Annotated in this window: 18 protein-coding genes; 16 read left to right on the top strand and 2 right to left on the bottom strand. The window is 42.2% G+C overall.

The window, feature by feature from the left end:
* Position 1: 1 nt before the first annotated feature.
* The 16 genes from DW800_RS17290 (at position 2) to DW800_RS17215 (ending at position 14,554) form a co-directional block, all read left to right on the top strand.
* Positions 2–652 carry a hypothetical protein gene (locus tag DW800_RS17290; protein WP_117589295.1) on the top strand — a complete coding sequence of 217 codons (651 nt, stop codon included), beginning with the start codon at positions 2–4 and terminating at the stop codon, positions 650–652.
* Between the two features lies 1 nt (position 653).
* The gene (locus tag DW800_RS17285) at positions 654–2,342 is read left to right on the top strand and encodes a DEAD/DEAH box helicase (protein ID WP_117866146.1); all 1,689 of its coding nucleotides are present in this window, start codon (positions 654–656) and stop codon (positions 2,340–2,342) included.
* On the top strand, positions 2,339–2,704 hold the full coding sequence (locus DW800_RS17280; RefSeq protein WP_117589293.1) for a VRR-NUC domain-containing protein: 366 nt from the start codon (positions 2,339–2,341) through the stop codon (positions 2,702–2,704). The genes DW800_RS17285 and DW800_RS17280 overlap by 4 nt, the downstream gene beginning before the upstream one ends.
* Before the next feature lie 215 nt (positions 2,705–2,919).
* Positions 2,920–3,468 (top strand): hypothetical protein, encoded by a 549-nt coding sequence (locus DW800_RS17275; protein WP_165859905.1) that lies wholly within the window; start codon positions 2,920–2,922, stop codon positions 3,466–3,468.
* On the top strand, positions 3,431–3,955 hold the full coding sequence (locus tag DW800_RS19710; RefSeq protein ID WP_117866145.1) for a DUF6633 family protein: 525 nt from the start codon (positions 3,431–3,433) through the stop codon (positions 3,953–3,955). The genes DW800_RS17275 and DW800_RS19710 overlap by 38 nt, the downstream gene beginning before the upstream one ends.
* 235 nt (positions 3,956–4,190) lie before the next feature.
* Positions 4,191–5,930: a DNA cytosine methyltransferase gene (locus DW800_RS17265; protein ID WP_117866144.1), complete on the top strand. Its 1,740-nt coding sequence runs from the start codon at positions 4,191–4,193 to the stop codon at positions 5,928–5,930.
* The gene (locus DW800_RS17260) at positions 5,930–8,446 is read left to right on the top strand and encodes a DNA methyltransferase (protein ID WP_117866143.1); all 2,517 of its coding nucleotides are present in this window, start codon (positions 5,930–5,932) and stop codon (positions 8,444–8,446) included. The genes DW800_RS17265 and DW800_RS17260 overlap by 1 nt, the downstream gene beginning before the upstream one ends.
* The gene (locus DW800_RS17255; protein ID WP_117589288.1) at positions 8,443–8,766 is read left to right on the top strand and encodes a hypothetical protein; all 324 of its coding nucleotides are present in this window, start codon (positions 8,443–8,445) and stop codon (positions 8,764–8,766) included. Before DW800_RS17260 ends, DW800_RS17255 begins: the two co-directional genes overlap by 4 nt.
* 88 nt (positions 8,767–8,854) lie before the next feature.
* The gene (locus DW800_RS17250) at positions 8,855–9,208 is read left to right on the top strand and encodes a hypothetical protein (protein ID WP_117866142.1); all 354 of its coding nucleotides are present in this window, start codon (positions 8,855–8,857) and stop codon (positions 9,206–9,208) included.
* 5 nt (positions 9,209–9,213) lie between these two features.
* Positions 9,214–9,519, top strand: coding sequence for a hypothetical protein (locus tag DW800_RS17245; RefSeq protein WP_133302536.1), 306 nt, complete (start codon positions 9,214–9,216; stop codon positions 9,517–9,519).
* Positions 9,520–10,112: 593 nt separating this feature from the next.
* Positions 10,113–10,796 (top strand): FRG domain-containing protein, encoded by a 684-nt coding sequence (locus tag DW800_RS17240; RefSeq protein ID WP_117589285.1) that lies wholly within the window; start codon positions 10,113–10,115, stop codon positions 10,794–10,796.
* Positions 10,797–11,006: 210 nt separating this feature from the next.
* A complete protein-coding gene (locus DW800_RS17235; RefSeq protein WP_117589284.1) occupies positions 11,007–11,600 on the top strand; it encodes a hypothetical protein in 594 nt (197 codons plus the stop codon).
* On the top strand, positions 11,590–12,000 hold the full coding sequence (locus tag DW800_RS17230; RefSeq protein ID WP_165853104.1) for a YopX family protein: 411 nt from the start codon (positions 11,590–11,592) through the stop codon (positions 11,998–12,000). The genes DW800_RS17235 and DW800_RS17230 overlap by 11 nt, the downstream gene beginning before the upstream one ends.
* Positions 12,001–12,127: 127 nt before the next feature.
* Complete coding sequence (locus DW800_RS17225; RefSeq protein WP_117589282.1) at positions 12,128–12,976, top strand: mechanosensitive ion channel family protein; 849 nt, start codon at positions 12,128–12,130, stop codon at positions 12,974–12,976.
* Between the two features lie 313 nt (positions 12,977–13,289).
* Positions 13,290–13,928: a porin family protein gene (locus DW800_RS17220; RefSeq protein ID WP_117589302.1), complete on the top strand. Its 639-nt coding sequence runs from the start codon at positions 13,290–13,292 to the stop codon at positions 13,926–13,928.
* A 110-nt stretch (positions 13,929–14,038) separates the two neighbouring features.
* Complete coding sequence (locus DW800_RS17215) at positions 14,039–14,554, top strand: porin family protein (RefSeq protein WP_117589281.1); 516 nt, start codon at positions 14,039–14,041, stop codon at positions 14,552–14,554.
* A 107-nt stretch (positions 14,555–14,661) separates the two neighbouring features.
* On the opposite strand, the gene DW800_RS17210 is transcribed toward DW800_RS17215, so the two are convergent.
* The gene (locus DW800_RS17210) at positions 14,662–15,189 is read right to left on the bottom strand and encodes a hypothetical protein (protein ID WP_117589280.1); all 528 of its coding nucleotides are present in this window, start codon (positions 15,187–15,189) and stop codon (positions 14,662–14,664) included.
* 61 nt (positions 15,190–15,250) lie between these two features.
* Positions 15,251–15,484 (bottom strand): YtxH domain-containing protein, encoded by a 234-nt coding sequence (locus tag DW800_RS17205; protein WP_117589301.1) that lies wholly within the window; start codon positions 15,482–15,484, stop codon positions 15,251–15,253.
* Positions 15,485–15,527 lie beyond the last annotated feature (43 nt).

The following is a 15,527-nucleotide window of genomic DNA, read 5'->3' as shown; positions in this document are numbered from 1 at the left end:
AATGAATATCACCAAAGCAAAAATCACGAAAGACAACACGCTTGTTGCCTCTTTCAAGAACGAGAATGAGGACAATGTAACCATTGAGGGAAAGAATCTTATCCATAAGGATTTGCGTGCAGCGTTTAACGAATTGATTCCTCACCTTGCTTTCCTCTGTGAGCAGAAAGAAGCTGATGGAAAGGACTCCATAGATGAACTGCCGGAAGAAATCTTCTCTACATTCGAGGTCACGGGCTACACAGTTAGCGGTTCGGATGACAATGAAGGTGTGGTATTGGTTGGAAAACGTTTTCTTAAAAGTAAGAAGGTGCTTAACCTTATAGCTCCGTTTACCATGTTCAACAATGAGAACGAGGAATATAAGCATGCATTCGAACTGCAGCAGGCAATTGAGGCATGTAATTATGAGGTGGAACAGTATCTTACCGCTAAGAAATGGGCGGTAGTCCAGCAGGAACTTCCGTTCGATGGGGATATTCCTACGGACATTGCAGCCGACCCGGTGGGAGATGCTGCATTTGAAGAGGAAGCGAATGAGTTCCTTAAACAAGTGGTGGAACAGAGTGGCACTACTCTAACGATTGACGGGAAGAAAGTGAAGCCGCGCAATAAAAGTAAAAAAGTGAAGATTAAAGAGCCGGCAGCTTGATATGGCAGCACCTTTTTGTATCACCAAATATCCGGACGGCTTCAAACTGAAATTCATGTATCATCCGATGTTGGTTAAATGCGTGAACAATATTCCATCAGTCAAGGCTAACGCAAAGAAAGCATATCTTTTCAATGAAAAGGCGTGGTGGGTTGACTTGGCTGATGAATGGTATGTTGATACAATGGCGAAATGGGCGGTACAGCAGGGATTCTGCGGTTCCGTACAACGGTCGGAGCAAAGAAAGGCTGATATAAGCTTTGACATTGCTCCGATGCCGCAGCTGACCGTTTCCCACGGATTGCTACTTGAACCGTACGATTACCAGAAGGAGGGCATAGCCTATGCTCTGGCCCATAAACGGTGTATCTTCGGTGACCAGCCGGGACTCGGTAAGACCTTGCAGGCAATAGGCACGGTGACGATTGCAAAATCCTATCCGTGCCTTGTTGTATGTCCGGCAGCACTTAAAATAAATTGGCAGCGTGAGTTCAAGAAATTTGCTGGAAAGCAGGCGCTAATCCTTGATGATAAGAACAAAAATACTTGGCAGCGCTTCATTGAAACCAAGTGTTGTGACATCTTCATCACTAACTACGAGAGCCTGAAAAAGTTCTTTGTATTGGATGTGAAGAATGATACGCGGTTTACGCTGAAATCAATCACCTTTGACCCACGTATAACCCTTTTCAAGTCTGTAATCATTGACGAGTCGCATAAGTGCAAGTCTACCAAGACCCAACAGAGTAAGTTTGTTGAGGGCATCTGTAAGGGCAAGGATTTCATTCTTGAACTGACGGGAACACCGGTAGTAAACGATAATACTGACCTTATACAGCAACTTAAGATAATGGGACGGTTGGAGGATTTCGGAGGGTATAGGACCTTCACCGAACGTTTCTGTAATGGGCCGAAGAAAGCCTCCAATCTGAAAGAACTGAACTGGCGCCTTTGGAATACCTGCTTCTTCCGGCGTGAAAAAGCCAAGGTATTGACCCAGCTTCCGGACAAGACGAGGCAGTATATTGAGATGGATATCACCACACGGCTTGAGTATGAAAAAGCGGAAAACGACCTCATACAATATCTGCGTGTCTACAAGAATGCGGATGATGAGAAGATAGCCAAGTCCATGAGGGGCGAGGTGATGGTCCGCATGGGAATATTGAAAGCCATTTCTGCGCGTGGAAAAATCAAGGCGGCTGCCGAATTCATACATGACGTGATAGACGGTGGGGAAAAGCTGATTGTCTTTGCCTACCTGAAAGAAGTGGTAATGGAGCTGAAGAATATGTTTCCGAAAGCAGTGACTGTTACCGGCGAGGATAATGCTGCCCAGAAGCAGATGGCTGTGGATGCTTTCCAGAACAATCCGGATTGTACGTTGATTATCCTTAACTACAAATCGGGCGGTACCGGGCTCACCTTGACTGCTTCCAGCCGTGTAGCCTTCATCGAGTTCCCATGGACTTTTTCTGACTGTGAGCAGGCGGAAGATAGGGCACACCGTAATGGGCAGAAGAATAACGTCAACTGTTACTATTTCCTTGGCAGGAATACCATTGATGAATACATGTATGGTGTTATCCAACGGAAGAAAGGCATAGCTAACGGTGTCACCGGAACGGACGATGTGGTTAAGGAGAATGTGGTAGATATGGCTATGGACTTATTCAAAGGTAAATTATGAGAAAAAGACAGACTACACCGCAATCGGAAAGTCAGATACAGCATAGCTGTCTGACTTGGTTCCGGATTCAATACCCGTCTTTGAGTCTTATGTTGTTCGCCGTTCCCAACGGTGGAAAGCGTGATGCCAGGACTGGAGCACAAATGAAGTACGAGGGAAGTGTAAGGGGTGTTTCCGATTTGATACTGCTTGTACCTAAGAAAGGATTTTCCGCTCTTTGCATCGAAATGAAGAGACCGAAAGGGAAACAAAGCGAGGAGCAGATAAGATGGCAGAGAGAGGCTGAAAAATTCCGAAATAAATATGTGGTATGCCATTCTCTTACTGAGTTTATGAATGAAGTCAATTCTTACCTATTATGAACTATATTGAGCTAATAAAGAACTTCTGGTTGCAACATAACGCATATTCGCTAACTGTCACAGAAACCGCTTTGTATTTCTACCTGTTAGAAACTAACAACCTCTGTAGGTGGGCGAATACGTTTAACCGTAACAATGGTAAAGTTCTTGCAGACCTTAGCATAGCCTCTCTAAAGACTTTGTCAAATGCTCGGAATAGATTAAAACAAGTAGGATTGATTGACTTCAAAACGAAGAATGGAAGCCCGAATGTAGTGTACGCCTTGGTAAAATTTACCGAGGTTGGTGCCGAGGTTGGTGCGCAGGTTGGTGCCGAGGTTGGTGCCGAGATAATAAAACATAAACATAAACAAAAACAGGTGGGTAATTCTGGCGAGTTATTCCCACCGGACCAACCTCCGAAAAAGAAACCTCCGAAACCCAAGGTAGAGTTCATTCCACCTACCGCCGAAGAGGTGAAAGAGTATTTCCGTGATAAACTTCCCGATTGGGAACTGCAAGCGGATATTTTCTACAATCACTTTTCCGGTCTCGGTTGGAAAACTGCTACCGGTGCCAAGGTGGAACGTTGGGATAGTCGGGCCAATCTTTGGATAATCGAGAAAAAACAACAGGACAATGGAAAAACAGAAAATCAAGCCCAAAGACAAAACAATCGGGATGCTGATAAGGCAGCAAAGGCAAGAAACCTCCTTGACGAATATGCAGCCATCGAACAGGGAAGTAATGCTATCAGCCATCAAGGAGAAATACCCGACCTTTAGTAAGGCTTCTGCCGTATATTCGACATCACTCCAACCGCTACTTCTTGCCGATATTGAGAAAGCATACAGTGAGAAGTCCCCCACGCTGTCAGACCTTGAACGGATGTACGGATATGGTTCCTCGTCTCTGTGGGTAAAGACGCAGTTACTGACCATTGATTTTGCTTCTTCCACGAAGGAGGGGGCCGATGAAAATGCCTTGAATGAGTTCTCTGGACTGTTCGTTAGCCAGTATCACTACATCAAACTGACGGAGTTCATATTGTTTGTCGCACGGTTCAAGCTGGGAAGGTATGGTAAGTTCTATGGTTATTTCGATACGATAACCGTTGGCGAAGCATTTCGGAAATTTCTTCGGGAACGGTCAGATGAACTGGATATTATCATTCGTCGACGCAATAACCAAGCTTTGGAGGAACAACAAGCTCCGGTAAAACGGAATCACCAACCGCCCGACGACTTACGGGCAAAACTGAATTTGAAATGAAAGAGACCAAACTGATAGCGACTATTCTGTCAATCCTGGCAGTATATGCCGCTTTTTATTTTGTCTGCTACTGGATAGCAGACTATTGTTTAAGGACTTACTTGTAACTGATGAAAAAAGACACACGATTATGAAACCAAGAAAACAACTAATTGACGCCGCCGTAGCCAATGGTAGCTTCAGAGAATGGGCAAAAGTTCCTAATGACTGGAAACCGAAGGAGATTGATTGAGTTATGAAATCATTGAAAGAGATATTATGCAGCTTAGAAGGGTTGTCCGACATTGAATTATTTGTCATAGACCTATTCTGTGGGGCCGGTGGTTTGTCGGAAGGCGTGGAAGAAGCCCGTTTAAATGGCAATAGATGTGCAAAAGTCGTTTGCTGTGTGAATCACGATAAGAATGCTATCCTTTCACATGATGCCAACATTCCTGATGCACTTCATTTCATTGAGGATATTCGTACACTGGAGCTTTCACCGATAAATACTATTGTTGAACGTATCCGTGAATTATATCCTGATTCGATGATAATGCTTCATGCTTCTTTGGAGTGTACCAACTTCTCGAAAGCTAAAGGCGGTCAACCGAGAGATGCTGATAGCCGGACGCTGGCAGAACATCTCTTCCGTTATATTGATGTTATAGCCCCTGACTACATTCAGATTGAAAATGTAGAAGAGTTTATGTCATGGGGAGATATGGATGAGAATGGGAAACCTATCAGCATGGATAAAGGAAGACTTTATCAGAAGTGGGTACGCAACGTGAAAAAATATGGTTACAACTTTGAACACCGTATCCTGAATGCTGCCGACTTCGGCGCCTATACCACAAGAAAACGCTTCTTCGGCATCTTTGCTAAAAAGAGTTTGCCGATAGTATTCTCTGAACCGACCCACTGTAAGGGTGGTAGGCAAGATATGTTTTCGCGGCTGGAGAAGTGGAAGCCGGTAAAGGATGTACTTGATTTCTCTGATGAAGGAACTACCATCTTCAGGGAAAAGCCTCTTGCAGAGAAAACGCTTGAGCGTATCTATAACGGACTTATCAAGTTTGTAGCCGGAGGAAAGGATGCCTTCCTCGTGAAGTATAATTCTATGAACCGTACGGGGAAATATAACGCTCCTGGGATTGACGAACCATGTCCGGTGGTAACAACACAAAACAGACTTGGAGTAGCGCAAGTTTGCTTTCTTTCCAAACAATTCAGCGGACATCCCGAAAGCAAGAATGTATCAGTGGAAGAGCCTGCCGGAACAATCACATGCAGGGACCATCATGCCTTCGTATCAGCGCACTATGGGAACGGCTTTAATCGTTCGGTAAACGAGCCGTCTGCGACAGTTACAACAAAAGACAGATTATCATTAGTAACTCCAAGGTTTATCGCCAATGAGTATTCCGGTGGAGGACAACATACAAGTATTGATAATATTTGTCCGGCAATTTTAACCAATCCCAAGCAAAAACTTATAACATGCAAGCCTTGGATTATGAATACTTCTTTCTCAAATATTGGTAGCAACATAGAGGAACCGGCACAGACAATAACCGCAAACCGGAAATGGCATTATCTGATGAATCCACAGTTCAACAGTGCTGGCAGCTCCGTTGATAACCCCTGCTTCACCCTGATAGCACGAATGGATAAGATGCCGCCCTATCTGGTAGCAACAGAAAGCGGTCAGATAGCGATTGAAATCTACGACAATGATAGTCCTATGACCGTGAAGATAAAGGAGTTCATGTCACTGTATGGCATAGTGGATATTAAAATGCGGATGCTTCGCATTCCTGAACTAAAACGTATCATGGGCTTTCCGGAAGATTATGTGTTAGTTGGTACACAAGCTGACCAGAAGAAGTTTATCGGAAATGCGGTAGAGGTTACACAGGCAAAGAAGAATGCCGAAGCACTTTGTGCAAAACTTAGAGATTTAAGATTGAAGAAATTAAAAGAAGTAGCTTAATGAAAGAATATATAGAATTTTTAAAAGACAAGATGGCCATCAGCTGTCAGACCGGGTTCGAGGTCAATCCGGATGAACTGACACCGTCGTTATATCCCCATGTGAAAGATACAGTCCGCTGGGCGGTGTCTGGCGGTTGCCGTGCGATATTCTCCAGTTTCGGTATGCAGAAAACCGTTACTCAGTTGGAGATACTTCGGGTAGTCCTGAAACACAAAGGCGGCAAAGGGCTGATAGTTTGTCCCAAACGTGTAGTGGTTGAGTTCCTTACACAAGCGGAACAACATCTGCACATGAAAGTGACCTATGTACGAACTATGGCTGATGTGATGATATGCCCGACTGACATCATGGTTACGAACTACGAGCGTGTGCGCGACGGTGAAGATGGTGTAAGAATAGAACCTTCCTACTTCACCGCAACATCATTGGATGAAGCGAGCGTATTACGTGGTTTCGGTACCAAGACCTATCAGGAGTTCCTTCCCTTGTTTGCGAATGTTCCCTACCGCTTTGTCGCCACCGCCACGCCATCGCCCAACAGATATAAGGAACTGATACATTATGCCGGTTATCTCGGTGTGATGGATACCGGGCAGGCACTTACCCGTTTCTTTCAGCGTGACAGCACGAAGGCGAATAACCTTACCCTTTATCCGCACAAGGAGAAGGAGTTCTGGTTGTGGGTAAGTACATGGGCGTTGTTCCTCACCAAACCGTCCGACCTTGGTTATCCCGATACCGGATATGAATTGCCGGAACTGCGTGTACATGAAGAAGTGGTTAGTGTTGACAACTCCACAGCCGGAACCGACCGTGACGGACAAGTGAAGATGTTCCGTGAGGCAGCTCTCGGACTTGCCGACGCAGCGAAAGAACGTCGGGACAACATGCAGGAAAAGATTGTCCGTGTGGTGGAAATCATTAACCGTCCTGAAAACAAAGACGACCATTTCCTTTTATGGCATGACCTGGAGAATGAACGGAAGGCTTTGTGTGATGCCATACCCGGATGTAAGGCTGTGTACGGCTCGCAGGATGATGAGGAAGCCGACGAAGTGATAGCGGACTTTAAGGACGGCCGTCTGAAATATCTGGCCGCCAAACCGGAGATGCTTGGTGAAGGTTTGAACTTCCAGTACCACTGCCATAAGGCAATCATGTTCATCGACTACCGTTTTAACGACAAGTTCCAGGCGATAGCCCGTATCTACCGTTTCATGCAGCAGCATCCGGTTGACCTTTATCTGGTCTATGCGGAAAGTGAGGGAGAGATATACAAGAGCTTCATGCAGAAGTGGGCGCAACACCGCGAGATGGTAGCCAAGATGACCGATATAGTCCGCGAGAACGGTTTGTTCGGCTTGCAGGCAGAGGAAAAGATGATGCGGTGGATGTTTGCTAGCAGGGAAGAAAAGTCCGGTAAACTGTGGAGGGCAATCAATAATGACAATGTTCTTGAATGCCAGACTATGGAAAGTAATTCGGTGGACTTGATTGTAACCAGCATCCCGTTCTCCAACCACTATGAGTACACTCCGACCTATAACGACTTCGGGCATAATGAGGACAACGGCAAGTTCTTCGAGCAGATGGATTATCTTACACCGGAGCTTATGCGTATTCTTAAACCCGGTAGGTTAGCTTGCATCCATGTGAAAGACCGTGTTTTGTTCGGCAACGCTACTGGTGACGGTATGCCTACCATTGACCCGTTCAGTGAAATGACTGTATTCCACTACATGAAACACGGTTTCCGCTACATGGGGCGCATCACGGTGGATACGGATGTGGTAAGGGAGAACAACCAGACTTATCGGCTTGGATATACGGAGATGTGCAAGGACGGTTCAAAGATGGGTATCGGTTGTCCTGAATATGTCCTTCTTTTCCGCAAGCTTCCTTCTGACACCTCACGGGCTTATGCTGATTTGCCGGTGACCAAGAACAAAAGCGAATATTCGTTGGCCCGTTGGCAGATAGACGCTCATGCAAGTTGGAAATCTTCGGGTAACTCTCTATTGAGTTACGAGGACATGAAAGGGGCCGGCATTGACAAGATACGCCACCTATTCAGGAACTACGAGCGTGGGCACGTCTATGATTATGAGGAACACGTATCATTCGCCGAAGAGCTGGAGGCATACGGAAAACTGCCAAAGACATTCATGGCCGTTGACCCGGTAAGCAAGAAGCCTTGGATATGGGATGATGTCACCCGGATGCGCACGCTGAATACTAAGCAGTCGCAGAAGAAACGGCAGAATCATATTTGTCCCCTTCAGTTGGATATTGTCGAAAGATTGATTGAACGGTATTCAAACAGGGGTGAACTGGTGTTTGACCCGTTCGGAGGTATCGGCACCGTTCCCTATTGCGCTATCAATCTGGGGAGGAAAGGTCTGTCAACCGAACTCAATTACGACTACTGGAAAGATAGTCTTTCATATCTGTATGAGGCAGAGATGGAGGTCAGTGCACCCACATTGTTCGACTTAATGAATGATGCCGTATGAACATTCACCAGATAGTTCCCCGTTCGGATTGCACCTCCTTCGCCAAGTGCGGCAAGCACTCACTTGCATATTGCAGGAGGTACGGTGCGTCCGAATGCGGACCATGTGAGATTGTGAGGAGGAAACCCCGTAACCGGGTGGTGGTTGACGGAGTGGAGCGTAAACTGTGCACCCGTTGCGGTAGAGCACTTCCGTTATCCAGGTTCTTCGATAGGACAGCCCGTCGTAACGGTAAGGAATACCATCTGAAAGCGTCATGGTGCAAGATGTGTATGGCAGAGGTACAGAGCGAGCGGAATAGAAAAAGGAAAATGAATTGAGATTAACATGTGCAAAAAGAAGCCATTTCTGCACATGAAGTATTAACACGAGCGGAAACCGGTGGTTCTTGCTCACAATAAGAAATATATGAAACAGACAGTAGAAGAAGCAGCCAAACAAGGAGCTGAAGGATATAATATCGTCGGGCAGAATATTTATAAGTCCGGATTTATTGTCGGTGCGAACTGGCGCATCAATAGCGTATGGCATAAGACTAAAGATGAAGTGCCACAAGCTCATGGAGAATACGAAAATGAACATTATCCGCAGATACCATGCCTTGTGTATGGAAAGTTAAGCACTGGAACTGGTTACGGTGTCCGCTATTGGAACGTAACAGAGCAATGCTGGGACGATGAAGAGTGCGATGATTACGAGTGCTCTAAAGATGCCATTGATGAATGGGCGTATTTGGATGATTTAATATCAACTGAAGAGTAATGATTATGAAACAGACGGTAGAAGAAGCTGCATGGCAAGAGCTTATGTCAAGCTATGCAATAGTGGTTAAAGGTGAGTTTGCATATCAGCAACAAGCAATGCTAAACATGTTCAGAAAAGGTGTCGAATGGCAGGCAAAGCAATCACCGTGGATAAGCGTAGAGGATGCAATACCAAACAAACAAGCAAAAGGCATGTGTCAAGTGAAATTTGTTGATGGTAGTATTGATGAAATGGCAATGCGAGAAGTGGATAAATGGATATACCCCTACATCAAGACTGGATATGTTACTCATTGGAGACCTATTTAGTTTTTCGATGAGATGCTAGCAATAATGAATTAAAGAGAAAGGAGATTGAAACGAGGATACCTGTCACGTATCCTCGGAAAGATGATTCTTTTAACGATGACTACAAGGTAGTCTTCTACAATGTTCTCTCACGTGTTCACATTTGCCAAACCGGAATCTGTAATAGGAACGAACATGTACAGGTTTGTCGCTACAACACTGGACTGTTTTACTGTTTTGAGACAGAGCCTCATTCTAACAGTTCTAAAAAGAATGAGGATGTCTATAATTTAATGTTACCATTAATTTAACCCATTAGTTTTCCCTCTGATTTTGTTTGTATTTCAGAGATGCTATTGGGATTACAAAAATAATCATTAATCTTTAAAATTCAATGCAATGAAGTCAATAACCATAAAACAACCATGGGCAAGTTTAATATCAAGTGAGAGGATATTAAAAGTTATCTCTATCACAATTAATGTTTATCTTTTGATTTTTTTAATAGCAGAAAAACTTTATTGAGTTTCCGTAAATTAAAATCGTATATTTGCAGTGAATACACGACTTGAATGTAGAATTTAAGTGATATTATAACCTTAATAAAAAAAGTGATGAAGGTATTTACTGTACAAACCTTGGAAAATTTTATGTCTTTACAAAACGGCCTCCCTGAAATGGATTTCTTCAGAGGTCAATCTTCTTCTGAATATAAATTGATACCTTCAATAGGTCGGAGGTTCAAGGAAGGACAGGAGGACGTGTTGAAGCAATATGAGAAGGAGGTATTTGAGGATTTTAAAAGAAAATATTCAATGTTTACGGGTGCACGCCCTAAAAATGATAAGGAATTTCTATTTCTAGCACAACACTATGGACTTCCAACGAGACTTCTTGATTGGACTTATAATCCTTTGATTGCATTATATTTTGCATGTTGTTCAAATTTTGATAAAGATGGAGTTGTTTATCATAGTTGTCCATTCTCAATGATGGTTTTCGATGAAGATAAAGATGACATACTTTCATTTCCCGCAATAACTTTATTAGTTCCTAATATGACAGATGTTAGGTATAAAAATCAAAATGGCATATTTGTACTTTATCCAGAACCTTGGAAGGAAAATTTCGAATTTATCTATGCAAAATATATAATCCCTGTACAATATAAACAAAACATATTGAGTAAACTTGAAAAAATAGGAATCACAAGATCATTTATAATGCCTTCTTTGGATAGTTTGTGTAAGGATATTGTCGATATTCATGATTTAAGGTATCCGTACGCAATAAAATGAGATTAATATGGATTCGATATACAATCAATATTAAGAGTTTTTCAAGTATCAAAATTATTCTTACATCGTTTGTTAGATAGAAACATCGACTATAACTAACCAGCGTAAAATTTCTACAGACAATCCTTGTCAGTGCTTTGTGAATACCCGGAAACTGCTTTGTGGCGGTTATCGGGTATTGTATTTCCAACCAATTAATACCCAAATATCATGAACTTAAATGAATTAAGAGATAAAGCCTACCGTAACGCAGTAACGCACGGTTTTCACGATGAAGAACTGAGTAACGAACACTGCCTTTGCCTTGTCATATCCGAGCTTATGGAAGCTGTGAAAGCTGACAGGAAAGGACGATTTGCCAAAGTTCCGGTCGATAAAAAAGGTACAATATTTGACGAACGGACTTTTCATTATCAAAATAAGTATTTTGCGGAAAACTTTGAAACATATATCAAAGACTGTGTGGAAGACGAGCTTGCCGACGCCTGCATACGCCTGCTTGATTTGGCTGGATTAAGAAATATATCCATTGATGATTTTTCAGGTGAAATGATATACGAAGCAACAGAAAGCTGCAATAATGAGACCTTCACAGAAAGCATATACGCTATATCTACAATTCCTATACGGTGTGAGTATGAATATGACAGTCTATTAGAAAATCAATTAAATAGCATGCTATTGGCTATTTTCGGGTTTGCCAAACATCTGAACATAGACCTTATATGGCATGTGGAGCAGAAGATGCGATACAATGAATTGAGAGAAAATAAACATGGAAAAAGTATTGATTATGAAACGTGAAATAAAATTCAGAGGGAAAAGCATTGATACGGGGAAATGGATATATGGATTTCTCTCTTTTTTCTATACTGCCGGAAGGAACGAAAACGGGCTTATCCTCACGGACAAGGCGAAGATATATTCCCCAGAAGACTGCCGGTGCGATGACGTATGGGCTGAAACCGTTGGGCAGTTTACCGGCTTGTGCGATAAGAACGGGAAAGAAATATACGAAGGTGACATACTTGTATGTGGTCAATGGATAGCTCTTGTATTGTGGAACAAAAAACTCGCGACATTCGCATTACAATTCGATTTTGAAAAAGAAGTCGGCATGAAACCTTTAGGCGAATGGCAGACTATGACAATCGTCAGTAATATTTACGATAGCCCGGAATTATTGAAAGGGAATAAGCCATGAAAATAAGTTTTGTCTTTTTTCTTGTGAATAAATACAGATTGTATATGTGTGGTAGCCATTCAGATTTGGTTATCTTTGCACACTGAATTTAACTCTGTTTTTATAATCTTATTTTATTTGTAAGGAAATGAATTTATTTTTATTGAACACAACTACTACTGGAGGAAAACTGGAACAGGCATTGGAAAAGTTGGTGGATTTTGGCATGGATGCCGGTAAGGACATATTAATTGCCTTTTTAATCTATGTAATCGGACGTTTCATCATCAAACAGATAAGTGCATTAGTAGCCAAGCTATTCGAAAAACGAAAGATTGAAACCAGTGTACAGACCTTCTTGAAGAGTCTGATAAAGATACTGCTGAACATGATTCTTGCTTTTGCCATAATCGGCAAACTCGGTGTGGAGACCACCAGTTTTGCGGCGTTACTCGCATCTGCCGGTGTAGCTGTGGGTATGGCGCTGTCCGGTAATCTCTCAAATTTTGCCGGTGGACTGATTATACTTGTTTTCAAACCGTTCAAAGTAGGTGACTACATAGACGGTCCGGGAGTAAGTGGTACGATAAAGGAAATACAGATATTTCACACTATACTTTCCACTCTTGACAACCGCATGATTTATGTACCTAATGGAAGTCTCAGTGGTAATGCCGTCACTAATTACAGTAAGCAGGACAAACGTCGTGTTGAATGGGTATTCGGTGTTGAATACGGTGAGGATGTAAAGAGGGTCAGAGCCGTTTTACAGCGCATAATCAATGCAGACAGCCGTATATTGGATACACCGGCTCCCCTTATTGTCTTAGGTTCATTGAGTGCAAGCAGCGTTGATATTACGGTGCGCGTCTGGGTAAAAAGCGCTGACTACTGGAGTGTACTGTATGATATCAATGAAATAGTTTATACTACATTTAATGAAGAAGGAATAGGATTTCCCTTCCCGCAGCTCACTCTACATCACGCAAAAGATTGAGCTTATTATCTATAACAGTTTCCATTTATCAAGAATTTGAAGCTTTATGTTTGCTCTGAAAAGTATGCTATACTGTTCATTAATTCCGAAAAAGAAATCATAAACTCCTTTTGTTTGCTTTTAAACATTATCGGTTGCTAATTTATTGAAGCTTTATATATAGATTTGCAAGTATTTCTTAATTAGGATATGATATAAAAAGATTATTTTAACTGTTTCAGCTTTTATAGCTGTTAGTGGTGTTTATGACAAAAAAGCGGTAGAAGGTTTTGACAAGAATAACAACCTAATATTTTTTTAATTTGTAATTATGATGAAAAAAAGTTTCTTGACTGTTCTATTTGCGCTGTTCTGCACGATGGGATTTGCGCAATTGTCTTTCAATGTAAAGGCCGGTCTTAATCTCAGCAGTTACATCGGTGAAAACTCTGACCATTCCAAATTTAAACCAGGAGCACGCATTGGAGTGGGAATGGAATACCAATTCAGCGGCCTTGTTTCCTTACAGCCCTCGCTATTCTTCTCACAGAAAGGTGCGAAATATTCAAGTGGATATAGCGGTAGCGTCGTAGATGCGGATGCAGATGTGAAGATCAACCAGCTTTATTTGGAATTGCCCATCAATGTACAATTCCGTTTCAATATTGCAGACAATACTAACCTGGTCATTGCGACAGGGCCGTATCTTGCCTGTGGGGTAGGTGGTAAAGCCAAGTTCGATGGCAAGGCATCTGTTGGAGGTATCAATATCAATGGAGATGAGAAAGTCGATACATTCAGTGATGACGGCTTGAATTACAATAGGTTCGATGCCGGTTGGAACATCGGTCTTGGGGTAGAGTTTGGCCGAATTCTTGTGGGGGTTGACACACAGCTTGGCTTCTGCAAGATTATGGATGGGGATGCTCCGCACAATGCGAATATCGGTATTACTCTGGGGTATAAATTTTAAATAGTTCCCTTACGATCCCTTGATTGAGTATATTTTTATTAATAGTTTAACTTTTTTATTGTAGACAATCTATAAATTATTTTATCTGTTTTAAAATAAAACGGTGTAGTATGAAAAAATTATTCATTTTATTAGGAACTCTTTTTTTGTTGTCAGTAGGTGCTTATGCGCAGAAAGGGAAACAAGCCATAGGTTTCGGTCTTGGTTATGGTACAGAAATTGAAAGTATCGGATTGGGAATCAAGTATCAGTATAATATAACCAATCCTATACGTATCGAGCCCTCTCTTAATTATTTTTTTGAAAATGACAATGTAAGCATGCTGGATGTGAACGTGAATTTTCATTATCTGTGTCCGGTAGCTAGCAATGTCAAGCTTTATCCACTGTTTGGGTTGACTTTGTCCAACTGGATGTTTGATATGTATGATGTTGACTGGGATGGGGATCATGTTCATGTGGATGGCGATGGGAATCATAATGAATGTCGTTTCGGTGTAAACTTGGGAGTTGGAGCCGAATTTGCATTGAGCCGTAATTGGGCCATGAATCTTGAATTTAAGTACCAGTTGGTCAGTGATTTTGATCAGGGTGTCATCAACATCGGGGCTGCGTACAGATTTTGAAGAAAATATCGGAACAGAAATCTCATTGATATAAAAGAGGGGATAGGCATAGTTTAATGCTTATCCCCTCTTTTTTAGTGTTTCAATGCTTGGATTTCAAAGCCAAATCAATCGTCATCATCATCATCATCGTCATCATCATCGTAATATCGATAGTGCTTCTTGTGGTGTCTCTTCGGTTTTTTATATTTGTGTTTCTTATGGTGAAATTTATCATGGCGCTCACAGTATGAATTATAGTATTCATGCCAGCAGTCACTATGGTGATGGACTCTGTCATAGAAAGGGGTATAATATACACTTCCCGGATTTATGCCAATCTCCACAAGAATACGGTTCCATCCGTAACGTTGATACCGGTTGTAATAATCGCATACATCATGCATCTTTTTTCCGGAAGTTCTGGCTACCTCAAGTGCAATCCCCACATTTCCCCAGTCTTTTCCACAGCGTCTGTAGTAATCGTCCAAGGAACGGTTTGAAATATTGTATTCCAGACATAGGCGCTTTCTGTAATCAGAAAGTTCCACGGCTGCGTAGCGGTTGGCTCTGCCAATAAAGATGGAAATGCCATCCTGGGCAGGCAAGGTGCAGGCCAATAGGAGAAAAAGCAGTAGTAAATTAATCTTTTTCATAATGTTTTTAAATTAGGTGGATCTTTACTGTATAAAATTAGGACGGCCTTTTTTACAACTCTTATTCCAGTTTTTCTTTTGCTTTTTCAATTTCATCCCCGGCTTCATCCAGGGCTTTCCTCACATCATCTGCTCCCTCCTCAATCTGTTCTTGTGCTTCTTCAAGTGCGTCTTCAACAGATTCCTTTACATTTTCTACACGATCCTTAACCTTGTCTTTTGCTTTTTTCTCTCTGCATGATGTAAAGCCAAGTGCAATTGTGCATGCCAATATGGCAAATAAAAACTTTTTCATATTCTTACATTTAGTGATATTGTTTGATTCGTTAAAATTCAAA

Origin of the sequence: Bacteroides sp. AM32-11AC (assembly GCF_003603515.1) — a bacterium.
Classification (GTDB): Bacteria; Bacteroidota; Bacteroidia; order Bacteroidales; family Bacteroidaceae; genus Bacteroides; species Bacteroides uniformis.
Note: the sequence above shows the minus strand (reverse complement) of the source record. Positions and strands in the feature narration are given on the sequence as shown.

Bases quoted from the DNA above. Each gene is read 5' to 3' on its own strand.
- DW800_RS17260 (WP_117866143.1), top strand. From the start codon at position 5,930: ATGAAAGAATATATAGAATTTTTAAAAGACAAGATGGCCATCAGCTGT.
- DW800_RS19710 (WP_117866145.1), top strand. From the start codon at position 3,431: ATGCTATCAGCCATCAAGGAGAAATACCCGACCTTTAGTAAGGCTTCT.
- DW800_RS17235 (WP_117589284.1), top strand. From the start codon at position 11,007: ATGAACTTAAATGAATTAAGAGATAAAGCCTACCGTAACGCAGTAACG.
- DW800_RS17215 (WP_117589281.1), top strand. From the start codon at position 14,039: ATGAAAAAATTATTCATTTTATTAGGAACTCTTTTTTTGTTGTCAGTA.
- DW800_RS17285 (WP_117866146.1), top strand. From the start codon at position 654: ATGGCAGCACCTTTTTGTATCACCAAATATCCGGACGGCTTCAAACTG.
- DW800_RS17250 (WP_117866142.1), top strand. From the start codon at position 8,855: ATGAAACAGACAGTAGAAGAAGCAGCCAAACAAGGAGCTGAAGGATAT.
- DW800_RS17255 (WP_117589288.1), top strand. From the start codon at position 8,443: ATGAACATTCACCAGATAGTTCCCCGTTCGGATTGCACCTCCTTCGCC.
- DW800_RS17265 (WP_117866144.1), top strand. From the start codon at position 4,191: ATGAAATCATTGAAAGAGATATTATGCAGCTTAGAAGGGTTGTCCGAC.
- DW800_RS17280 (WP_117589293.1), top strand. From the start codon at position 2,339: ATGAGAAAAAGACAGACTACACCGCAATCGGAAAGTCAGATACAGCAT.
- DW800_RS17290 (WP_117589295.1), top strand. From the start codon at position 2: ATGAATATCACCAAAGCAAAAATCACGAAAGACAACACGCTTGTTGCC.
- DW800_RS17240 (WP_117589285.1), top strand. From the start codon at position 10,113: ATGAAGGTATTTACTGTACAAACCTTGGAAAATTTTATGTCTTTACAA.
- DW800_RS17225 (WP_117589282.1), top strand. From the start codon at position 12,128: ATGAATTTATTTTTATTGAACACAACTACTACTGGAGGAAAACTGGAA.
- DW800_RS17210 (WP_117589280.1), bottom strand. From the start codon at position 15,189: ATGAAAAAGATTAATTTACTACTGCTTTTTCTCCTATTGGCCTGCACC.
- DW800_RS17205 (WP_117589301.1), bottom strand. From the start codon at position 15,484: ATGAAAAAGTTTTTATTTGCCATATTGGCATGCACAATTGCACTTGGC.
- DW800_RS17245 (WP_133302536.1), top strand. From the start codon at position 9,214: ATGAAACAGACGGTAGAAGAAGCTGCATGGCAAGAGCTTATGTCAAGC.
- DW800_RS17230 (WP_165853104.1), top strand. From the start codon at position 11,590: ATGAAACGTGAAATAAAATTCAGAGGGAAAAGCATTGATACGGGGAAA.
- DW800_RS17220 (WP_117589302.1), top strand. From the start codon at position 13,290: ATGAAAAAAAGTTTCTTGACTGTTCTATTTGCGCTGTTCTGCACGATG.